21 protein-coding genes are annotated in these 20,551 nt (G+C 71.9%); 9 read left to right on the forward strand and 12 right to left on the reverse strand.

Going from position 1 to position 20,551, the window contains the following annotated elements; all coding sequences use genetic code 11:
- Window positions 1-6 precede the first annotated feature (6 nt).
- Window positions 7-276 carry a hypothetical protein gene (locus tag WAE60_RS04030; RefSeq protein ID WP_231499493.1) on the forward strand — a complete coding sequence of 90 codons (270 nt, stop codon included), beginning with the start codon at window positions 7-9 and terminating at the stop codon, window positions 274-276.
- 102 nt (window positions 277-378) lie between these two features.
- Window positions 379-801 (forward strand): hypothetical protein, encoded by a 423-nt coding sequence (locus WAE60_RS04035; protein WP_337685119.1) that lies wholly within the window; start codon window positions 379-381, stop codon window positions 799-801.
- 3 nt (window positions 802-804) lie between these two features.
- Here WAE60_RS04035 and WAE60_RS04040 read toward each other — a convergent pair whose 3' ends face one another.
- The 9 genes from WAE60_RS04040 to WAE60_RS04080 form a co-directional block, all read right to left on the reverse strand.
- Window positions 805-1,086, reverse strand: coding sequence for a hypothetical protein (locus WAE60_RS04040; RefSeq protein ID WP_337685122.1), 282 nt, complete (start codon window positions 1,084-1,086; stop codon window positions 805-807).
- 398 nt (window positions 1,087-1,484) lie between these two features.
- On the reverse strand, window positions 1,485-2,117 hold the full coding sequence (locus WAE60_RS04045) for a hypothetical protein (RefSeq protein ID WP_337685123.1): 633 nt from the start codon (window positions 2,115-2,117) through the stop codon (window positions 1,485-1,487).
- Window positions 2,118-2,170: 53 nt separating this feature from the next.
- Window positions 2,171-3,262, reverse strand: coding sequence for a DUF2336 domain-containing protein (locus WAE60_RS04050; RefSeq protein ID WP_337685124.1), 1,092 nt, complete (start codon window positions 3,260-3,262; stop codon window positions 2,171-2,173).
- Window positions 3,259-3,957: a hypothetical protein gene (locus WAE60_RS04055; protein WP_337685125.1), complete on the reverse strand. Its 699-nt coding sequence runs from the start codon at window positions 3,955-3,957 to the stop codon at window positions 3,259-3,261. Before WAE60_RS04055 ends, WAE60_RS04050 begins: the two co-directional genes overlap by 4 nt.
- 122 nt (window positions 3,958-4,079) lie before the next feature.
- A complete protein-coding gene (locus tag WAE60_RS04060; RefSeq protein WP_337685126.1) occupies window positions 4,080-4,835 on the reverse strand; it encodes an ABC transporter permease in 756 nt (251 codons plus the stop codon).
- Window positions 4,832-5,575, reverse strand: a complete 744-nt coding sequence (locus tag WAE60_RS04065) for an ABC transporter ATP-binding protein (protein ID WP_337685127.1) — start codon at window positions 5,573-5,575, stop codon at window positions 4,832-4,834. The genes WAE60_RS04060 and WAE60_RS04065 overlap by 4 nt, the downstream gene beginning before the upstream one ends.
- Before the next feature lie 8 nt (window positions 5,576-5,583).
- Window positions 5,584-6,543: an ABC transporter substrate-binding protein gene (locus WAE60_RS04070; protein WP_156035807.1), complete on the reverse strand. Its 960-nt coding sequence runs from the start codon at window positions 6,541-6,543 to the stop codon at window positions 5,584-5,586.
- Between the two features lie 246 nt (window positions 6,544-6,789).
- The gene (locus tag WAE60_RS04075; RefSeq protein WP_337685128.1) at window positions 6,790-8,853 is read right to left on the reverse strand and encodes an ATP-binding protein; all 2,064 of its coding nucleotides are present in this window, start codon (window positions 8,851-8,853) and stop codon (window positions 6,790-6,792) included.
- A 99-nt stretch (window positions 8,854-8,952) separates the two neighbouring features.
- Window positions 8,953-10,224, reverse strand: a complete 1,272-nt coding sequence (locus WAE60_RS04080; protein ID WP_029913667.1) for a cation:proton antiporter — start codon at window positions 10,222-10,224, stop codon at window positions 8,953-8,955.
- Window positions 10,225-10,331: 107 nt separating this feature from the next.
- Between WAE60_RS04080 and WAE60_RS04085 the strand changes: the two genes are divergently transcribed.
- Complete coding sequence (locus tag WAE60_RS04085) at window positions 10,332-10,832, forward strand: low affinity iron permease family protein (protein ID WP_337685129.1); 501 nt, start codon at window positions 10,332-10,334, stop codon at window positions 10,830-10,832.
- A gap of 154 nt (window positions 10,833-10,986) precedes the next feature.
- Here WAE60_RS04085 and WAE60_RS04090 read toward each other — a convergent pair whose 3' ends face one another.
- Complete coding sequence (locus WAE60_RS04090) at window positions 10,987-11,298, reverse strand: polyhydroxyalkanoic acid system family protein (RefSeq protein ID WP_029913661.1); 312 nt, start codon at window positions 11,296-11,298, stop codon at window positions 10,987-10,989.
- Window positions 11,299-11,425: 127 nt separating this feature from the next.
- Here WAE60_RS04090 and didA point away from each other — a divergent pair, with 127 nt between their 5' ends.
- Both didA and dgcA read left to right on the forward strand, forming a co-directional pair.
- Entirely contained in the window at window positions 11,426-11,635 is a 210-nt protein-coding gene (didA, locus tag WAE60_RS04095) for a DNA damage-induced SOS-independent cell division inhibitor A (RefSeq protein WP_337685130.1), read from the forward strand.
- A gap of 32 nt (window positions 11,636-11,667) precedes the next feature.
- Window positions 11,668-12,681 (forward strand): N-acetyl-D-Glu racemase DgcA, encoded by a 1,014-nt coding sequence (gene dgcA / locus WAE60_RS04100; RefSeq protein WP_337685131.1) that lies wholly within the window; start codon window positions 11,668-11,670, stop codon window positions 12,679-12,681.
- Here dgcA and WAE60_RS04105 read toward each other — a convergent pair.
- A complete protein-coding gene (locus WAE60_RS04105) occupies window positions 12,678-13,625 on the reverse strand; it encodes a helix-turn-helix domain-containing protein (protein ID WP_337685132.1) in 948 nt (315 codons plus the stop codon). The genes dgcA and WAE60_RS04105 overlap by 4 nt on opposite strands.
- 129 nt (window positions 13,626-13,754) lie before the next feature.
- Here WAE60_RS04105 and WAE60_RS04110 point away from each other — a divergent pair, with 129 nt between their 5' ends.
- From WAE60_RS04110 to WAE60_RS04120, 3 genes are all read left to right on the forward strand, one after another.
- Window positions 13,755-14,975 carry an acetyl-CoA acetyltransferase gene (locus WAE60_RS04110; protein ID WP_337685133.1) on the forward strand — a complete coding sequence of 407 codons (1,221 nt, stop codon included), beginning with the start codon at window positions 13,755-13,757 and terminating at the stop codon, window positions 14,973-14,975.
- A 138-nt stretch (window positions 14,976-15,113) separates the two neighbouring features.
- Complete coding sequence (locus tag WAE60_RS04115) at window positions 15,114-15,899, forward strand: DUF1295 domain-containing protein (RefSeq protein WP_337685134.1); 786 nt, start codon at window positions 15,114-15,116, stop codon at window positions 15,897-15,899.
- A gap of 64 nt (window positions 15,900-15,963) precedes the next feature.
- Entirely contained in the window at window positions 15,964-16,872 is a 909-nt protein-coding gene (locus tag WAE60_RS04120; protein ID WP_337685135.1) for a hypothetical protein, read from the forward strand.
- Here WAE60_RS04120 and WAE60_RS04125 read toward each other — a convergent pair.
- Complete coding sequence (locus WAE60_RS04125; RefSeq protein ID WP_337685136.1) at window positions 16,869-18,332, reverse strand: carotenoid oxygenase family protein; 1,464 nt, start codon at window positions 18,330-18,332, stop codon at window positions 16,869-16,871. The two genes, WAE60_RS04120 and WAE60_RS04125, sit on opposite strands and share 4 nt — an antisense overlap.
- Before the next feature lie 149 nt (window positions 18,333-18,481).
- On the opposite strand from WAE60_RS04125, the gene WAE60_RS04130 reads away from it, so the two are divergent.
- Window positions 18,482-20,509 (forward strand): TonB-dependent receptor, encoded by a 2,028-nt coding sequence (locus tag WAE60_RS04130; protein ID WP_337685137.1) that lies wholly within the window; start codon window positions 18,482-18,484, stop codon window positions 20,507-20,509.
- Window positions 20,510-20,551 lie beyond the last annotated feature (42 nt).

The following is a 20,551-nucleotide window of genomic DNA, read 5'->3' on the forward strand; positions in this document are numbered from 1 at the left end:
GTCTCGATCGTTCCGACCCCTGTCGCCGACCAACCGGCGGTGACCCAGGTCAAGGACGTCCAGCCCCAGATCGCCGAAGCCATCCTCAGCTGCATGGTCAAGCGCGACGGCGGCCTGACGGCCTGCTCGGTGCAGAGCGAATTCCCCGCCGACATGGGCGTGGGCAAGGCGGCCGTGACCATGGCCTCGCAGTTCCAGGTCGACCTGATGGGCCCCGACGGCAAGAGCCGCGCCGGCTCGTTCATCGACGTCCCGGTCCGCATCCGCATCCGCTAGGGCGCTTCCCCGGCTCGACCCGAAGCGCGACACCGCCTAGCTTGGCCGCGTAGCGTTTCGGGGGACGACATGGGTCAGGGTTGGGGCGAGGCTTTCAGGGACGTGGACGTCTCCCGGGCGATCTATCTCCTCCTTTATCTGTTCATCGTCGTCCTGGGCATGCGCGGCCTGTCGCCGAGGGTTCGCCGTCGCGCCGAGCCGCCGCGCTGCAGGGCCTGCGACACGCCGCTGGGCGCGGACGCCACGCCGCAGGGGCCGTGGGGCGGCTGGGCCTGCGGATCGTGCGGCGGTCCGGTGGAACCCGCCGTCGAGCCGCCGCCCCGGACCGGCCTGCGCGGCTGGATGGACCGGTATCCCTGGGCGATCTACGGCGCCGTCTGGGGCCTGCTGATCTGGGGGATGCTGGCGGGCCGCGATCTGTGGCTGCACCAGCCCACGCCCGATCTCCTGACCTTGCCTCTGACCGTCGTGGGCGGCCTGGGCGTCGGCTGGCTGTTGACCCTCATGCACGCGCGCCGGGGCTAGGCCTCACCAGCCCGGCGGAGGGCGGTCGTCTTCGGGCGGCGGCGCATAGCGATCCTCGTCCCGCCGCTCGTCCTCCCAGCGTTCGCGGTCGCGTCGGGCCTGTTCCCAGGCGGCGCGGGCCTCGCGGTCGCGGCGGGCCCAGCGCTGCTCGTCCTCCCAGCGCCGGCGCTGGGCTTCCTCGTAGCGGTCCCGCCGCCAGGCGTCGCGTTCCCAGCGGTCGTCGACCGGTTCGGGCGGCGGCGCGAGGTCTTCCTCCGCCCCCTCGTCGATCTGGGCGACCTGCATCGGCGCGGGCGGGGCTCGGGCCGCACGGGCGGCGTCCTGACGAACAGGGCCTCGCGGCCCTTGGCCATGGCCCGGGCGGCTTCCGACAGGCCCACGTCCAGGGGATTGGCCAGCGGGCCGGCGCCCGCGACCAGCGCCTTGGGCGGCTGGACCAGGCGGATGCGCAGGCCGCCGTCGCCGCTGGCCTCGGCCGGCGGGTCGGGCCGTGTCAGGGCGGGCCAGAGGGCCGCCGCCACGGCGGCCGTCGTCACGATCCCGGCCACGACCACGCCGGCCGCCAGGGCTGTTTTCTTTTTGGGCGGTTCCACTAGGGCGCTCCGGAGACGGAAGGCCCCTCGACGGGAAGGGAACGACGGCGGACGGCGCCAGTTCCCGGCGATGGGGATGCGCCGATCCGGTCAGCCGGAGGTCTTGCGGTCCCGGAAGCGGCGCGCCAGGAGTTCGACGGCCGTGTTGGCGAACGTCCACAGCAGCATCGCATAGATGGCGGCCACCACGGCGTACATCGTCCAGAACCCGGCATCCATGCTCAAGGTGCTGTAGCGGCCCCGCTTCGAATTGTAGAACGTCGTCACGTTGCGCCACGCCTTGGCTTGACCGCTGGGCGTGACCAGGTCGCGCTGTCCCAGCCTGGCGTGGGTGATGATGTTCCTCTGCACGCCGCCCGTAAGCGTCTCGGTGTGGTAGGCGACGGTGAGGCGATAGGTCTGGCCCGGCGTCAGTCCCGGCTGGTGCAGGCACAGCTCCTCGTACGGCCAGGGGCCGCAGTACAGCGAGACCCACCGCCCGTCCGACATCCGCAGGGAATAGTCGCCCTTGCTGTCGGGATCCCAATGGTTCGAGATCCAGACGTCGCCTTCCACCGCCTTCTGGGCGGCGGGAACGACTACCGGCTTCGGGGAAAGCAGGCCGGCGACGGGGCCGAGCGCCTCGTTGCCCAGGATGACCAGCCCGAAAAGGCATGCCGCCGCCCGCCAAAGAAGGCTCTGGGCGCTTTGCTCGGAAATGGGGATGCGTTTGCCGGCGATCATCGGCCCGTGGACTACAGGGGTTCGCGTCAGGCGGACAGTCGAAACGCTCCGGCCTAGGCCGCCGCCACGTCGCCCGTCGTGCGGCGCATGCGCCAGAAGCGGAGGGTCCGCAGGGCCGTGTCGCGGGGCAGGGCGGCGTAGAGCTCGCCATAGGCCTTGGCCTTGCCCATGGCGTTGTCGTTCGGGTCCAGGATCAGCAGGGCGAAGGTCAGGAACAGGGCGCGGTCGAAGTCCGCGGCCTTGCAGACCACCGACAGGGCGTCCAGCTCGCGGCGCTCGATGATCTTGCGGGCGGTGTGGAAGTCGATGTCGGCCAGCTCGGCCAGGGCCACCAGGAACTGGCTGGTGCGGTTGGCGCGCAGCATGGCGACCAGGGCCTGGGGCGTGATGGCGCCGCGCCGCTTCAGGGCCACGATCTCGTCGACCGCCGCCTGGTAGTCGTCGGGCAGGGCGCCGTCGCCGGCGGCGACGCGGTTGCGGCCGGCCTTCAGCGCGGCCTCCAGGATGGCCGGATCGACATTGGCGTTGCGCTCCATGATCCGGTCGCGCAGGCGCGCCTCGGCCACGAAGTACATCTCGTTGAGCAGGTCCATCGGCATGGCCTTGCGGTCGATGACCGCCTCGTGCAGCTCGGGATTGGCCGCCGCGCGGTCGACCGCCGCCTCGTGGGCCTCGCGCGACAGCACCGCGCCCTCGTTGCGCAGCAGCACGCCCAGGGTGGTGTCGTCGCCGCGCTCGACGATGGCGTCGGACACCAGGCTGGGCACGACCGGACGCTGCGAGATGGCCCGCAGGTGGTCCTGGCCCTGGGTGCGGGCCACGTGCAGCAGGTCGGCCTCGCTGAGCTGGGGCGCGCCTTCCAGGATCGGACGGGCGATGGCGATGCTGTCGCTGGCCAGGGCCCGGGTCAGGGCCGGCGGCGGAGCGGCGGTCTGGCCCAGGCGCTCGGCCAGCTCGATGCGCACGGCCTCTTCCATCTCGCCGGCCAGCTGGCCCATCACGTCGTCGAACAGGCCCATCTCGACGTCGCCGTGACCCTCGCCCGTGAAGAACAGGTCGGTGACGCCGCGCAGCAGTTCGCGGCGGCGGGCGCTGGAGGGCTCGTCGGCCAGGGCGATGAGGTCGTGGAGGCGCGACTGGATCACAGGCCTTCGTTCCGGGTCTTGGCGCGGCGGGCCGCGCTGTCGTCATCGTCGTTGTCGTCGTCGCCGCGCGCGCCGGCCGCCAGCCAGTCGGCCGAGCCGTGCATCGGCACGGCGTCCTTGGGCTCGGGCGGCGGTTCGGTCGCGGCGACCAGGACGCGGTTGTCGGGGCCCGGACGCGGCGCGGCGTCGGGCGTCAGGCCGTAGTCGCGGTCCACCGAATAGAAGCGGGCTCCGGCGGCGGCGCCCGAGGTCGCGGCGACCGGCTGGGGCGGCGGCGGAGCGGGCGCGACGCGGGCGCTGCGGTAGGTGGACCAGTCCTTGACGGGGGCGGCGGCGGCCTGAGGCGGCGCGGCGGCGGCCGGCGCGGGACGCGGCGGGGCGTAGAGGCTGGTCGGCGTTGCTTGGGCGACCGAGGGGGCGGCCGCGGACGGGGCCTGATACGCGGCAGGCGTCTGGTAACCGGCCCAGGCGGCCACGGGGGCGGGCTGGGCCGGCGCCGAGGTCGCGGGCACGGCCGGAGCGACCTGGCCCTGGCGCTTGTTGGCCCAGCCCAGCATCGGGCCGTCGTAGCGCGCGGCGGCGGTCGCGGACGCCTGGCGGGGCGTGGTCGGGCCGTAGCGGCTCTCGCGCGCGCCCTCGGCGTACGCCGGGGCGGCGACGCAGAACAGCACGGGCAGGAGCAGGGCGAGACGCATGAACCGGTCCGACAGAGGCGCGGGATCGGCTGGATTGATAGGCGCTCGGGCTTAATCTTGGCCTAACGCGGCCCGATCCCGCGCCCCTTGTGTCACTTATGCGACTCTCGGGCGCATCCGGTTCAGCGGCCGCGCCACCAGGCCAGCAGGCGGCGCTCGATCAGGCTCAGCACGCCGTGCAGCGCCACGCCCAGCACGGCCAGGACCGCCAGGGCGGCGAACACCCGCGCGGTCTGCAGCCTGTTGGACGCTTCCAGCAGGCGCCAGGCCAAGCCCTGATTGCCGCCCGAGCCGGCCACGAACTCGGCGACCACGGCCCCGACCACGGCCAGGCCGGCGGCCACCTTGTGACCCTCCAGCAGGGCGGGCACGGCCGAGGGCAGGCGCAGCCGCCACAGGCGCTGGGTCCGCCGCGCGCCATAGAGGTCGAACAGGCGCGACAGGTCCGGATCGACGGCCTTCAGGCCGGTCAGGGCGCCCGAGAAGATCGGGAAGAAGGCCGCCACGGCCGCCAGGGCTACCACGGCGCGCTGCGGATGCTCGATCCCGGCCCAGATGGTCATCAGCGGGCCGATGGCCACCAGGGGCGTGACCTGCAAGGTGACGGCCACCGGGCGCACGGCGTCCTCGACGACGGGGTTCAGGCTGACCAGCAGAGCCAGGCCGCAGGCCAGCAGGCTGGCCAGGACCAGGCCGACCAGGGCGGTGGACAGAGTGGTCCAGGCGCTGGCCAGCAGCAGCGGCCAGCCCTCGGCCAGAGCCGTCCCGATCGCCGATGGCGCGGGCAGCAGGTAGACCGGCACGCCCAGGACGCGGCAGGCGGCCTCCCAGGCGGCCAGCAGCAGAAGGATCAGGATCGCGGGGGCGAGCAGCTTCATGCCGCCGCTCCCACGCCCGTCGCCAGCAGCCGCGACACCGCCTCGGCCGTCTCGCGGAAGGCCGCCGTGGTGCGGAAGCCCGGCGGGCGGACCACCGGGCCGTCGACCGCCACCTCGCCGGCGATCCGGCCGGGGCCGGCGCTCATCACCACGACGCGGCGGGCCATGTAGACGGCCTCCTCGACATTGTGGGTGACGAAGACCACGGCCGGGGTCAGCTCGGCCGCCAGGGCCAGGACGTCGTCGGCGAGGGCGCGGCGGGTGATCTCGTCCAGGGCCGCGAACGGTTCGTCCAGCAGCAGCATGCGCGGGCGGGTGACGAGGGCGCGGGCCAGGGACGCGCGCATGGCCATGCCGCCCGACAGCTGGGCGGGGCGGGCGGCCTCGGCGCCCTTCAGGCCCACCTTGGCCAGGGCCTCCACCGCCTGGGCGCGGGCCTGGGCCTTGGGCGCTCCGGCCAGTTCCAGCGGCAGGGCGACATTCGCCGCGGCGCTCATCCACGGGGCCAGGGTGGGGGCCTGGAAGACGACCGAGGTCTCGCCCCGTCCGGCGGCCCGGGCCACGGTCCCGCGCGTGGGCGCCTCCAGCCCGGCCAGCAGCCGCAGGGCCGTGGACTTGCCGCAGCCGGAGGGCCCGACCAGGGCGACGATCTCGCCGGCGTTCAGCGCCAGGTCGACGGGCCCCAGGGCGCGGCCGCGTCCGGGATAGTCGACCTCGACCTGTTGGAGGGACGCGATCACCTCCGGCGTCACTTCGGCAGGAAGTCCAGCGTGTAGGCGCTCTTGTAGTCCATGTCCTTGGGGTAGACGCCCTGTTCGGACGCCACCTTGAAGAACTCGGCCCAGCGGGCGTCGTCCATCTTGCCCACGCCCTGGCGCGGCACGATGCCGTAGCTGCGCATCTTCTCGCGGGCCTGGTCCAGGACGTCCTGGGTCATTTCCGGATTGTCCTTGAGGATCAGGGCGTCGCCCGGCTTGGCGTCGCCGTACAGGTACGACGTCCAGCCGGCGGCGGTGGCCTCGACGAAGGCCTTCACGGCGGCCGGGTTCTTGTCGATCAGGGCCGTCGGGACCAGGGCGAACGAGGCGTAGGCGGGATAGCCGTCGTCGGCCAGCAGGAAGACCTTCGGGGTGATCTTGCCCTCCTTCTGGATCAGGTAGGGCTCGGAGGTGGCGTAGCCCTGCTGCACCACGCTCTTGTCGGCCAGGAAGGGGGCGGCCGAGTAGTTGTACTTGCGCACCTGGGCGTCGGTGAAGCCGTGCTTGGCCTTCAGCCACACCCAGAAGGCGGTGATCGAGGCGTCCGACAGCAGGATCGGGTGGCCCTTCATGTCGGCGATCGAATTGATGCCCACGCCGTCGTGGGCGATCAGCACCTGCGGGTCCTTGTCCATGAAGGCGGCCACGGCTTTGACCGGCACCTTCTCCTTGGCCAGGTTCAGCACGATGAAGCTGTTGGAGCCGACGCCGACATCGACCGCGCCGGTGGCCAGCAGCTGGGGCACGTTCACGCCCGGACCGCCCTGGATCAGGGTCACGTCCAGCCCGCGCTTGGCGTATTCGCCGGTGGCCACGGCCTGGTAGTAGCCGCCCAGCTCGGCCTCGCCCTTCCAGTCGGTGGCCAGCTTCAGCGCCGTGCGGCCGGGGGGCGGAGCGGCTTCCTTTTTCGCGGGCGAGCAAGCGGCCAGGGCGGCGCACAGCACCAGCATGGGGGCCAGGGCGGCCAAACGCAGGATCTTCATCGTCGTGTCCCCGAATTGCCGGGGGAGGTTAGTGGGGGAGCGCTGGAGAGGGAAGGGCAGTAAGGGGTTTGTGGCTAACCCACTTTGCCCCCGCCTGGCGGCTTCGCCGCCTGTCCGCCCCCGTAGGGGGCGGAGCCTTGCGCTCTTCCCCCTCCGGGGGAAGACGACCGCGTAGCGGTCCGTAGGGGGCAAGTATTCACCGGCACGAAGGCGCTACTTCCGCGCCAGCCAGCGATTCACCTTGGCGTACAGCACCTCGCGCTGCACCGGCTTGGCGACGTGATCGACCATGCCGGCGGCGTAGCAGCGCTCGACCTGCTGGGGCAGGGCGTCGGCGCTCATGGCGATGATCGGCACCTCGCCGGCCCCGCCGTCCAGCGCCTTGATGGCCCGGGTGGCGGCCAGGCCGTCCATCTCGGGCATGTGGATGTCCATCAGGATGATGTCGAAGCCGCCGCGCGCGGCCTTGGCCACGGCCTGCTCGCCGTTGTCGGCGGTCTCGACCTCGCACCCGACCAGGGTCAGCAGGGCCGCGCCGATCTCGCGGTTCATCGGGTGATCGTCGACCAGCAGGATGCGCGCTGCGCCCGGCGCGGCGGCGGGCTCGGGCTGGCCGGCGTCATAGGACTCGACCTGGGGCGCCTGCAGTTCCACCCAGAAGGCCGAGCCGTGGCCCTGGGCGCTGTCGACGCCGATCCGGCCGCCCATCAGCTCGACCAGCGCCTTGCTGATCGCCAGCCCCAGGCCCGCGCCGCCGTAGGGGCGGCTGGCCGAGCTGTCGACCTGGCTGAAGCGCTGGAACAGCCGGCCCTGGTGTTCGATGGGAATCCCGACACCGGTGTCGATGATCTCGAATTTCAGCCGGTCCTCCAGCTCGCCGGGCTCCACGGTCAGGCAGGCGCGGATGCGGCCGGCCTCGGTGAACTTCACGGCGTTGTTCAGCAGGTTCAGCAGCACCTGGCGCAGGCGCAGGCCGTCCAGGTCGTGCAGGCCGCCCACCGGGGCGTTGACCTCGACCTCCAGGGTCAGCCGCTTGTTCTCGGCCTCGGGGCGGATGATGCCGACCGCGTCATGCAACACCGCCGCCGCCGAAGTCGGCTGGAACAGCAGCTCCACCTGGCCCGCCTCGACCCGCGAGAAGTCGAGGATGTCGTTGACGACGGTCAGCAGGGCGGTGCCGGCGCTGTCGATCAGGCCCAGCTGGCGGCGGACGTCGGGCGGCAGGTCCTTGCGTTCGACCAGCAGCTGCGAGAAGCCCAGCATGCTGTTCAGGGGCGTGCGGATCTCGTGGCTCATGGTGGCCAGGAACTCGGTCTTGGCCTCGTTGGCGGCCAGGGCCCGGGCGCGGGCGGCGCGGGTCAGCTGCTCGCGGCGCACCAGCAGCCGGCGCAGGCGCTCCTGCTGAGCCAGGGCCAGGCCGGTGGCCAGGCTGGTGACGAACAGCACCCCGACGAAGATCTGCACCAGGCGGTTCTGGTGGGCCTGGGACCAGTCGGTCGAGATCTGCGGTCCCCACAGGCCGTGGACCGTCAGCGGGATGGCGACGCAGGCGACGATCAGCGAGGCCTGGGCCGCGCCGCGCGGGCCCAGGCGGAAGGCCGTCAGCAGGGCGACGGGGAACAGCAGGAACGGCGCGGGGATGCCCCGGGCGTGGAACACCAGCGCGGTCAGGGCGGCCATCAGCAGGCCCAGGCCCCACGGCTCCAGCGGCGAGCGCTGGAAGGTGCGGCGGTGCTCGCTGTCCAGCAGGACCAGCACGGCCGGCAGCACGATCGACATGCCCAGCACGCCGCACAGGAACCAGTCGGTCAGGACGGACACGAACGGCATGCCGTAGCCCAGGGCCAGCACCGCGGCGGCGACCGCGGCCATCAGCAGCGTCACGGGCGCGGTCAGGGTGGTCAGCAGGGCCAGCTGCCGCATGGTCCGCACGCGCGGCGTTCCGCCGAAGAAGCGTCGGGTCACGCGCCAGACCAGCAGGGCCTCGCCGACGTCGACCACGGTGGAGAGGATCGAGCGGCCGATCCCGTCGCCGACCAGCAGGTCGATGATCATGTGGCCGACCACGGCGATGACCGTCAGGAGGGTCCGCCGCCGCGGGTTCAGCACCAGCAGGCCGCCGGCCAGCAGGGCGTTGGTCGGCCAGAGGGTGGCGACGCCGAGCGCGTTGCGGGTCAGGAAGTCGCTGAAGGCCTGGCTGGCCAGCAACGCCACGGCCAGGACGAACAGGATCCGGTCCTGCCGCCGCTGTTCCTGATGGGCGACGTTAGCCTGCATGGTTTTCCCGTTCCCCGGACGGGAGGAATACGCGAACAGGGCCTTTGCGTTTCCTCGATACGAGGCGCTGTGACGCTTTGCCGCATCCTAAGGTGAAGTTCAATCCCGTTGAGGTTGCGGGTCGTCCCGATGCAAGACTTCTCGCCGCCGCCAGGCGTCGATGCGGGTCATCAGCGGGGTGGCGGTGACGCCGTGGACCAGGATCGAACACAGCACCACGAAGCCGGTGATCGCCCACAGCCGGTCCCAGCCGTGGAAGTCGCCGTGGTTGAGGCCGTAGGCCAGGTAGTAGAACGACCCGATCCCGCGGATGCCGAAGAAGGCCACGACCGCGCGCTCGCGCATGGAGTGGGGCGCGCCGATCAGGCCGATCCAGCCGGCCAGCGGCCGGATCACGAACACCAGCGCCAGGCCGAAGGCCGCCTCCTTCCAGGTCAGGCCGTCCAGCAGGCCGCCCGCCACCGCCCCGCCCAGCAGCACCAGGACCAGCATCATCAGCAGGCGCTCCACCTGCTCGGCGAAGTCGTGCATGGCCTCGTGGAATTCGTGGTCGCGCTCGGTCGCCCTCAGGGCCAGGGCGGCGACGAACACGGCCAGGAAGCCGTAGCCGTGGGCGGCCTCGGCGACGCCGTAGGCCACCAGGGTCGCGCCCAGGGCCACCAGCCCGTCGCCGGTGCCCGAGATCCGGGCGTGCGGCGCCTTGAAGGTGGCCCAGCCCAGGACCTTGCCGACCGCCCAGCCCACGCCCGCCCCGGCCGCCACGCGCCACAGCACGTCGACGGCCAGCCACTGGGTCAGCAGGGGCGCGCCGACCGTTCCTCCGGCCAGGGCGATGGCCACGGCCAGGTGCACGAAGGGGAAGGCGAAGCCGTCGTTGAGCCCGGCCTCCGAGGTCAGGGCGAAGCGGGCCTCGCCGTCCTCGCCCGAGCGCGGCGGCCCCACCTGGACGTCGGAGGCCAGCACCGGGTCGGTGGGGGCCAGGGCGCCGCCCAGCAACAGGGCCGAGGCCAGGCCGAGGCCCAGGCCGTGCACGCCCATCAGGGTCACCGCCACGATGCTCAGCGGCATGGTGATCGCGATCAGCCGCCAGGACGAGCCCCAGCGCCGCCAGCCGATCCGCCGATCGATCTTCAACCCGGCCCCCATCAGCGAGACGATGACCACGACCTCGGTCAGCCGCTGGGTCAGGGTCGAGAACCGTACGGGATCGGAACGGAACGGCAGGACGCCGCCGTGGAACACCGCCACCCCGATCAGCACGCAGAGGATGGCCAGGGACAAGGGCAGGCGGCTCAGCGCCATCGGCAGCCAGGCGACCAGCAGAACGACGACGCCCAGGCCCAGCAGGAACAGCAGATACGGATCGAACATCCGTCCCTAACGCGTGGGGCGGGGAACCGGGGCCGTCGCCGTCCGAACCCAGCGGCGCCGTCGGGCGTTATGACCTCGGGCCCTCGCGCCTGAAAGCTGGGAGCGTCATGGACAAGCTGTTCGCCAAATTCGCCAACGCCACGGCGCGGATCACCGGCAGCCCGCCGGCCTTCATCGTCTGCGTGGCGCTGGTCGTCGCCTGGGCCGCCAGCGGGCCGATCTTCAAGTTCTCCGAGACCTGGCAGCTGGTGATCAACACCGGCACCACGATCATCACCTTCCTGATGGTGTTCCTGATCCAGAACACCCAGAACCGCGACGGCGCGGCGGTCCAGACCAAGCTGGACGAGCTGATCCTGACCTCGGCCGCCGAGAACGACTTCATGGGCATCGAGAAGCTGACCGAGAAGGAGTTGGCGGCCATGCACGCGCGCTGCACCGAGCACGCCCAGATCGCCCGGGACCGTCTGGACAAGATCGAAGCCGAACGCGAGGCCCGCAAGGGCGCCAAGGCGTCGCCCAAGGCCAAGGCCTCGCCCAAGACCAAGCGCGCCCGGGCCAAGCGTCCGCCGGCCAAGAACGCCCCGCCGCGGCGGGTGAGGGCCTAGCCTCGAAGCCGCTCATCCCGGCGAATGCCGGGACCCAGATGCAAGGGCTTTGAGGCTGACGCCAAGAACTCAGAGCTTATCCAGTCATCCACACCGTTATGGGATCTGGGTCCCGGCGTTCGCCGGGATGAGCGGATGTTGGGGAGCGTGACCGCTACTTCTTCTCCAGCAGCAACTGGCCCTGCTTCTTCACCGCCCCGGTGATCTTGCCGGCGATCATGCCCAGCAGGCCGGGCAGGACGATCTCCATCCGCACCGAGTCCGCGAACACCGTCAGCACGCCCGAGATCGGCTGGCCCATGGCCTGGGCCGAGAAGGTCAGGGCGTCGCCGGCCCAGCTCTTGTTGACGTCCTTGACCATGCCGCCGGTCTGGCTGAGCAGCTGGCCGAACCCTTCGTCGATCCGGCGGCGCGCCTCGGCGACGCCCAGCTGGTGGGGCAGGGTGATGGTGACCGGCTTGCTCATGCGCGGGATGCTCCTTGGCTACGGGGTCTAACGCCCGTCGGCGACATATGGTGGCGAGCGGCTTTCGATCATACGTCCGGATTTGACGCATCGCCCGGCGAAGGTCTCCTCATCCACGGAGGACGCCATGACCGACATCGCCATGCCCAGCCTGTTCCAGCCCCAGCCCCGCTCGGTCCGTTTCACGCGTCCGGGCCGTCCGGCGGGCGTGCTGGGCGCCCTCAACTACGCCGGGGTGCTGCTGGTGTGGGCCGGGCTGTTCGTGTGGGACCCGCGCCTGGCCATGCAGGTCTTCCGCGAGCGCCGCGCCGACTCGCCGATCCGTCGTCGCCCCTAGCCAAATCCCGCTGACGGTGGGATGGCAGGGACATGCAGCGCACCGTCTCGATCGCCCATGTCAGCCACCGCCTGAAGGCCCCGTTCCGCATCTCGCGCGGGGTCAAGACCGCCGCCGAGGTGGTGGTCGTCGAGATCGTCGAGGATGGGCTGATCGGGCGGGGCGAGAGCGTGCCCTACGCCCGCTACGATGAGACCGTCGACAGCGTGATCGCCCAGCTCCAGCCCGCCGCCCAGGCCCTGCGCGACGGCGCCCGGCCGCATGACGCCGTGGCGCTGCTGACGGCCGGCGCGGCCCGCAACGCGCTGGACTGCGCCCTGTGGGACCTGCGGGCCAAGCGCGAGGGCCTCAGCGTCGAGGCCCTGACCGCCCTGCGCGTCCCCGACAGCCTGGTCACCGCCGTCACCGTCAGCCTGGACAGCCCCGAGGCGATGGGCCTGGCCGCCCAGGCCGTGGCCTCCGCCCCGCTGATCAAGGTCAAGCTGTCGGCCGAGGACCCCGCCGCCCGCCTGCTGGCCGTGGCCAAGGCCGCGCCGCGCGCCCGGCTGATCGTCGACCCCAACGAGGGCTGGGACTTCGCCATCCTCGACGGCCTCAAGCCCATTCTGTCGGACCTCAACATCGCCCTGGTCGAACAGCCCCTGCCGGCCGGCGCGGACCAGGCGCTGGAGGGCTACGACCCGCCGTATCCGATCTGCGCCGACGAGTCGGTGCACGTGGCCGAGGACCTGGCCGGGCTGAAGGGCCGCTACCGCGCCGTGAACCTCAAGCTCGACAAGGCCGGCGGCCTGTCCGAGGCCCTGCTGATGCTGGAGGAGGCCCGCAACCACGGCTTCGAACTGATGGTCGGCTGCATGGTGGCCTCGTCCCTGGCCATCGCCCCGGCCCTGCACCTGGCTGGCTCGTGCGCCTTCGCCGACCTGGACGGGCCGTGGTGGCTGGCCGAAGACCATCCGGGCGGCTGCCGCGTGGCGGACGGGCGGATGACGCGTCCGGCCGAAGGGTTCTGGGGCGACGGCGTGACGGCGACGGGGCTGTGGCTCTAGGCGGGAAGCCGCGTCGACTTCACGTCCACCGCCCCGTGGCACGCCTCGCAGCGCGCCTTCGTCTCCAGCGGCGATCCGCAGGGCTTGTGGATCAGCACCTCCGGCGGCCCGGCCTCGCCTGACAGCCAGCGGTCGCCCCAGGCCATCAGGGCCACGATCAGCGGGAACAGGTCGCGGGCCTCTTCCGTCAGCCGGTATTCCCAGCGCTCGGGCCGGGCCTGGTAGAGCCGCTTCTCCAGCATGCCCAGGGCGGTCAGCCGCGCCAGCCGGTCGGCCAGGATGTTGGTCGCCGCGCCCAGCTCGGCCTGCAGGTCGTTGAACCGCCGCCGGCCGTAGAAGCACGCCGCCAGCAGGTGGGCCGTCCAGCGGTCGCCCAGCACGGCGATCGAGCGCTCCAGCATCGGCGTCAGCGGCTGGGCGGCCTCGGCGGTCGAGCGGCGCTGCAGGCGGGCGCGGGGCGCGGGCTCCAGGCCGGCGCCCGGACCGGGAACCAGCTCGACGTCGCGCGCCTCGACCGGCCGCTCGCAGGCCTTGCAGACCAGCTCGGCCACCAGCGGCTCGCCGCAGGTGGCGTGCCGGATCCGGTGCGAGGGGCTGGTCTCGTCATAGTGCCAGCGGGTCTCCCAGCGCAGGATCATCAGGGCCGCGTCGTAGAGATCCTTGCCCATGGCCGTCAGGTGATAGCCGTGGCGGACGGGGCGCTCCTGGTAGGGCCGCTTCTCCAGCACCCCGGCCGTCTCCAGCCGGCCCAGCCGGTCGGCCAGCAGCGAGCGGGCCATGCCGGTCAGCTTCACGAAGCCGTCGAACCGGGTCTGGCCCATGAAGGCGGCGTACAGGGTCAGCAGGGTCCAGCGGTCGCCGATCAGGTTCAGGGCCCGCGCGGCCGAGCTGGCGCGGACCATCTGAGGGGCGGCGACGACCTGGCTGGGAGCCTCTGGGATCATGACCTCTGGTTCGGATGTTTCGCGGCGGGCTGTCAACGCGGAGCATTGCCTCGCGACAAGTCACTTGTATAGTCGGACTGACTAAGCCGGGGCACATCGGCGAGGACGGCGAGCGGGAGGGAAACGGCGATGGTCTACATCCTGGGCGGCTGGCAGAGCGACTATTCGGCCAACTGGGCGCGGCAGGGCATGGACCTGGCGGGCGCCTTCGCCGAGGCGGTGGGCGAGGGCCTGGCCGCCGTCGACCTGGACCCCGCGGACATCGAGACCGGCCATGTCGGCAATTTCGCCGGCGAGCTGTTCGCCGGGCAGGGGCTGCTGGGCGGCTTCTTCGGCCAGGTGCATCCGGCCCTGGACGGCCTGCCCACGGCGCGCCACGAGGCAGCCTGCGCCTCGGGCAGCGTGGCGATCCTGGCGGCCACCGCCGAGATCGAGGCCGGCCGCTACGACCTGGCCTGCGTGGTCGGGATAGAGCAGATGCGCAACGTCGCCGGCCAGGTCGCCGCCGAGAACCTGGGCTCGGCCGCGTGGGTCGGGCACGAGTTCCAGGACGCCCGCTTCCTGTGGCCGCGCGCCTTCTCCGACCTCGCCGACGAGTACGACCGGCGGCACGGCCTGAAGTACGAGCACCTGATGGCGATCGCCGAGAACAACTTCAACAATGCTCGCCGCAACCCCGACGCCCAGACCCGCGACTGGCGGTTCGGGCCGGGGGCCTTCACCGCCGACGACGTGGCCAATCCCGTGGTCGAGGGCCGCACGCGCAAGCAGGACTGCGGCCAGGTGACGGACGGGACGGCGGTGGTGTTCCTGGCTTCGGAGCGCCGGGCCAAGGCCTACGCCTTCCTCCGCGGCGTGCCGCTGGAGAGCCTGCCGCGCATCAAGGGCTGGGGCCATCGCTCGGCCCCGATCAGCTACGCCCGCAAGGTCGAGGTCAGCCGCGACCAGCCCTACGTCTTCCCGCAGGTGCGCCGGGCCATCGAGGACGCCCGGGCCCGGGCCGGCATCACGGACGTCTCCCAGATCGACGCCGTCGAGGTCCACGACTGCTTCACCGCCACCGAATACATGGCCATCGACCATCTGGGCCTGACCGCGCCGGGCGAGAGCTGGAAGGCGGTCGAGGACGGCTCCATCGCGATGGGCGGCCGCCTGCCGGTCAACCCCTCCGGCGGCCTGATCGGCGCCGGCCACCCGGTGGGCGCCACCGGCGTGCGCATGGCCCTGGACGCCTTCAAGCAGGTGACCGGCGCGGCCGGCGACTGCCAGGTCGAGGGGGCCCGGACGGTGCAGACCCTGAACATCGGCGGCTCGACCACCACGACGGTCAGCCTGGTGGTGGGGGTGTAGATCCTACCCCCTCGGGGGAGGGGGCCTGAAAGGCCGGAGGGGGCAGCTCCGCCGGCTCGGAAGTCCCCCTCCGTCGGCTTCGCCGACACCTCCCCCAGAGGGGGAGGATTTTCTGTTCGACATCTCCAAGGCTTCGCGATGCCCCTCCTGACCCTCCTCCTGATCAACGCCGCCGTCTCCGCCGTCGCCTTCGTGGCCCTGTGGCTGATCGGGCTTCGCCTGAAGGACGTCAGCTTCGTCGACGCCTGGTGGGGCGTGGGCATGGCGCTGATCGCCTGGGCGACGCTGGTCCAGTCCGGCGCCACCCCGCACGGCGTGCTGCTGACCGGCCTCTGCACCGTCTGGGCCGCGCGGCTGGGCGGCTACCTGCTGTGGCGCTGGCGCAGGCAGGGACCCGACCGGCGCTACGTCACGATGATGCACTACGCCGAGACCCAGCGCGGCTGGGGCTTCGCCAAGGCCTCGGCCCTGCTGGTGTTCGCCCTGCAGTACCTGCTGCAGTTCGTGGTGGCCCTGCCGGTGCAGCTGGGCCAGCCGATCGCCGCGCCGCTGGGCGGGCTGGCGATCGCCGGGACCGTGCTGGCCCTGGTCGGGATCGGCTTCGAGAGCCTGGGCGACTGGCAGCTGGTCCGCTTCAAGGCCCAGCCCGCCAACGCCGGCAAGGTGCTGGACACGGGCCTGTGGCGCTACACCCGCCACCCGAACTATTTCGGCGACGCCTGCGTATGGTGGGGCCTCTACCTGATCGCCGCCGAGACGGGCCTGGGCGCCTGGGCCCTGCCGGGGCCGGTGCTGATCACCGTGCTGCTGACCCGCTGGAGCGGCGTGCCGACGGTCGAGGGGCGCATGCGCCGGAAACGTCCGGACTACGAGGCCTATGTCGCCCGCACCTCGGGCTTCGTCCCGTGGTTCCCCAAGGCCTGAGCCGCCGCTGTACTTTGGCGCGCGCGGGCGTAACCTTCGATTGAAAAATCATGGAGGTCGCGTCATGCGTAAGCGTTCGGCAGCTTTGGCGGTCGTCGCCGCTTCGATCCTGTTCGCGCCCCAGGCGCTGGTCCCCCAGGCCCAGGCCTTCGGCACCATCCGCAGCTTCGGCCAGAACGCCGAGCATGAGCGCATCACCCGCAGCGGCCTGGCCGGGTTCGGCTTCGGTCCGGATTCCCTCAGCGAGATCGCCGGCAAGAACGGCACCTGGGGCGCGGTCGGGGCGCCCGACAACCCGACCCGGGGTCTTGGCGGCAACAAGGCGGCCCATTGCGACGGCGGCGACTTCTTCGCCAGCCCCGGCTATCCCCAGAGCTCGGTCGCCGCCGCGACCGAACTGACCCGCTGCCGCAACTACATCTACAACAACATCAACGCCGCGGTGACCGACGCCGCGGGCCTGGTGAAGGCGAACCTGGCGCTGGACAGCACCAGCACCTTCGGCGGCTGCAACTACAACGGCGCCAAGGGCCGGGCCAAGTGCAACGTGTTCGAGGACATGGGCATGGCCTTCCACGCGGCCCAGGACTTCTATTCCCACACCAACTGGATCGACGCGCCGCGCGCCACGCCCTCGATCGCCAATCCCCAGGGGCTGAACAACACCGTGCCCGCGACCTGGCTGTCGCCGACGCCGGTGACCTTCCCGACCGGCCTGATCAGCGGCTGCTACGACGGCTTCCCGGAGGCGTTCCATTGCGGCGGGCGGATCAAGCACGCGACGCTGAACAAGGACACCGCCGGCGCCGCGCGCGGCGGGGGCGGGGCCTATGCCCGCGCCATGAATGTCGCCGCCCTCGATACGCGGGCCAAGTGGGCCTATTTCGAAAGCCGCCTGATCGCGGTGTACGGCGCCCCGCGCGGCAACAAGATGATCTGCGTGCTGAAGCGGGACAATCCGGGTAGTTGCTAGGCGCCGAGCGCCGCCCGTCCCGCCCACACCGCATGCGTGCCGCTGCTGATCTTGTGGGGCAGGGCGATGCGGCAGGCCGGCTGCATGGTCTTGGCGTCGACCACCAGGCACTCGGACGTCCCCCGGTTCTCGTCGATGATGAAGCTGACCAGGTAGCCGTCGTCCTCGTCGACCGCGCCCACGCGCGGCGCGAACGGGGCCTCGCTGGCGTAGCGGCCGGGCTCCAGCGGCAGGGTCCAGCTGACGCCGGTCTCCAGGTCGTGCTTGACGAAGCCGTTGAACAGGAACCAGCCCGGCTTGGCGGTGGTGGAATAGGCGTAGCGGTAGGGCCGCCCGGCATAGGCCTGGTTGAACATGCCGAACTCCAGGATGCGGTCGTCCAGCCGCTGTTCGACGGTCTCGCCGGTGGCCAGGTTGAAGCGCCAGCGGTGCAGCTTCGGCCGGAAGCTGTGCTCGTCCAGATAGGCCATCAGGTGGCCGTGGCCCTCGGGCGCGTCCTCCAGCGGGCGCGGCGTGGGGTTCTCCTGGAAGTAGCCGTCCAGCACGATCTCGTCGCCGTCCTCGTACGCATTGAGCCAGTGCAGGACGTAGGTCGGCGCGGCCTCGAACCAGCGGACCTCGCCGCCGTGGCGCGGCACGATCCCGAACCGCGACGGCACGCCCTTGTGCAGGCGCACGGCGTGGATGTCGCGCTCCAGCAGGGCCTGGTCCCAGAACACCGGCAGGTCGTTGAGGATCGAGTAGTTGGCCGTGAACGCCATGTCGTGCGGCAGGCGCGGGCCGGGCAGGTCGATGGCCTGGTAGACGGTCCGCTTCCCCGACGCGTCGACCACGCCGTAGTGCATATAGGGCGCGTGCTTGGAGTAGTTGAAGAACATCAACTCGCCCGTGGCCTCGTCCACCTTCGGGTGGGCCGACACGCCGTCCAGCGGCGCCCATGACGCCACGCCCAGGTTCTCCAGGGTCAGGGGATCCAGGCGATAGGCCTCGCCGCACTGGTAGAAGGTGGCGATCGCCTCGCCGCGATGGACCAGGATGTCGGTGCTGGCGGTGTCCTTCAGGCTTCCGTGCGCGCCGAAGCCGGGGCGCTTGCTGGTGCCTGGTCCGTCGGCCAGCCCGCCCCAGAGGCTCTCGCCCGCCTCCTGCTCGGCCTCGAAGCCGCGGGTGCGGATGAAGCGATTGCGGTAGCTGGCCGCCCCGTTCCTGAACTCGATCTGGTGGACCATGCCGTCGCCGTCGAACGGATGGTAGCGGCCCAGCGGCTGGTGGACGGGGTTCTCGGTGTTGCGCAGGTAGACGCCGTCCAGGTCGGCCGGGATCGCACCCTCCAGCACCTCCAGGTCGACCGCGTCCACCTCCTCGTGCAGCGGCGTCCAGGCCCCAGTCATGTACGGATGGTTGGTCGGCTGGAGCGAGGTGCGGACCGGCGGCAGGCGCCTAATCTGCGTGGCGATCTTCATGACGGGCTCCCTGGCGTCTTGGCGCGAGCTTAGGAATGTAAGTCTCGTTGTGCAAGTGACCGAAAAGGGGATTGCGCCGACGCGGGCCGCCGTTCTTTCGTCACGCCGGCGGTCCAGCTGATACAAGACGCCGCCGAGTGAGATTGACCATGCCCCTGGACGCCCCGCCCGCCCTTGAAGCGCCCGCCCCCGAAGCGCCCGCCGTCGAGCAGGTGATCGTCACCGCCGCCCGCCTGCCGCCCGCCGCCGCCGAGGCGGCCTTCTCGTCGGTGCATCTGGGCGAGCGCGACCTAGCCCGGACCCAGCGGGTGGACGAGGCGGTGGGCCAGACGCCGGGCGTCTCGCTGTTCCGCCGCACCTCCAGCCTGTCGGCCAATCCGACCACCCAGGGGATCAGCCTGCGCGCCATCGCCCCGTCGGGCGCGGGGCGGGCCCTGGTCACCCTGGACGGCGTGCCGCTGAACGACCCGTTCGGCGGCTGGGTGATCTGGTCGCAGCTGGCGCCGGAGTCGCTGAGCGGCGTGGACATCGTGCGCGGGGCGGGGGCGGGGCCCTACGGCGCCGGCGCCCTGACCGGCGTCATCGACCTGAAGGAGCGCGACGCGGGCATCGCCGGCGACGTCTCGCTGGGCGAGCTGGGCAGCCAGCGCGCCTCGGCCGCCGCCACCTCGACCTTCGGACGGTTCGAGTTCACGGGCGCGGCCTTCTACGACAAGTCCGACGGCTACGTGCCTGTGCGCGGGCCCCAGCGGGGCGCGGCCGACACCCGGACCGACCTGGAGGCCAAGAGCATCTCCGGCCGTATCGACCTGGCCACCGGCCTGGGCCTGCTGTCGCTGCGCGGCGGCTTCTTCGAGGAGGACCGCGGGGCGGGCCTCGCGGGAGCGCGGGCCAACGCCTCGGGCAACGTGTTCAGCGCCACCCTGGTGCAGGCCCCGCGCGGCGAGGCCCTGGGCTGGAAGCTGCAGGCCTGGCGGCGGACCAGCGACCTGTTCAACAGCTCGGTCGCCGTGGCGGCCGACCGCTCGTCCACCACGCCGGCCAACAGCCAGGACAAGACCCCGGCCACCGGCTGGGGCCTGAACGGCGCCCTGCGCCAGAAGGTCGGCGGGCTGGAGTGGGAGCTGGGCGCCGACGCCCGCCTGAACGACGGCGAGGAGCGCGAGCGCTACAGCTATTCGGGCGGGACCTACACCCGCAACCGCGTGGCGGGCGGCAAGACCTCGGTGGTCGGCGCCTATGCCGACGGCTCGTGGACCACCGGCCCGTGGCTGGTGGCCGGCGGCCTGCGGCTGGACCACTGGGAGACCACCGACGGCTTCCGCGTCGAGCGCAACGCCCTGACCGGCGCGGTGCTGCTGGACCAGCGCCCGGCCGACCGCGACGGCGAGGTGGTCAGCGGGCGCCTGGGCGTGACGCGCGACCTGGGCCACGACGTGACGGCGCGCGTGGCCGGCTACACCGGCTTCCGCCCGGCCAGCCTGAACGAGCTCTACCGCCCCTTCCGAGTGGGCAACGACGTTACCGAGGCCAATGCCGGCCTCAAGCCCGAGCGGCTGGGGGGGCTGGAGGCGGGCCTGTCGCGCAAGGGCGCAAAAGGCTTGATCGAGGCCACGGCGTTCTGGAACCGGATCGACGACCCGATCGTCAATGTCACCCTGGGCGTGGGGCCGGGGACCTTCCCGATCGGCGGCTTCATCCCGGCCGGCGGCGTGCTGCGCCAGCGCCAGAACGCCGGCTCGATCGACGCCGTCGGGCTGGAGGGCCGGGCCGAACGCAAGGTCGGGGTCGTGACCCTGACCTCGGCCTTGTCGGTCACCGACGCCCGGGTGGACGGCGGTTCGACCGCGCCCCAGCTGACCGGCAAGCGCCCGGCCCAGGCCCCGGTCTGGAGCGCCACGGCGGGCCTCTCGGCCGACCTGACCGAGACCCTGGTCCTGGCCACCGACCTGACCTGGGAGGGCAAGCGCTTCGAGGACGACCTCAACAGCCGCGTGCTCGACCCGGCCTACCGCCTGGACGCGCGTCTGGACTGGCGCGTGCGGCCGCTGGTGACGGCCTACGTCGCGGGCGACAACCTGCTGGACGCGGATATCCAGACCTCGCGGACGGCCGACGGGGTCCCAGGCTATGCGGCGCCGCGGATCGTGCGGGTGGGGCTGCGGGTGGCGATCTGAGGCTCACCCACTTGCCCCCACCTGACCGCTACGCGGTCTGTC

The sequence above is a fragment of the Caulobacter sp. CCG-8 genome (assembly GCF_037402475.1).
Lineage (GTDB): Bacteria > Pseudomonadota > Alphaproteobacteria > Caulobacterales > Caulobacteraceae > Caulobacter.